Here is a 286-nt window from a genome sequence, read left to right on the forward strand (position 1 = left end):
GGCCGAGGCCACCGGCGGCCAGTATTTCCGCGCCCGTGACGGCGAGGAACTGCTGAAGATCAAGGACACCCTCGACACCCTTGAGCCGGTGGAGCAACAACCCACCCAGGCCCGACCGGCCCAGGCGCTGTACGGCGGCCCATTGGCCCTGGCGTTGGTGTTGAGCCTGTTGCTGGTGGTGCAGGAACGCTGGCCGAATAACGCCTTGCAGCGCGCCTTCAATCGACTATCGAGCAGGAGCATCTTTTTGCAGCAACACCCTGAATGGCGCCAGCGTCTGCAGCGC

At 64.7% G+C, this 286-nt stretch carries 1 protein-coding gene; it reads left to right on the forward strand.

Translation table 11 applies throughout. The features are described from left to right. A partial coding sequence (locus tag AAEY79_RS14515; RefSeq protein ID WP_352288998.1) for a hypothetical protein occupies positions 1 to 286 on the forward strand: 286 nt, incomplete at both ends.

It is taken from the genome of Psychrobacter sp. GW64-MNA-CIBAN-0177, assembly GCF_040309585.1.
Classification (GTDB): Bacteria; Pseudomonadota; Gammaproteobacteria; order Pseudomonadales; family Moraxellaceae; genus Psychrobacter; species Psychrobacter okhotskensis.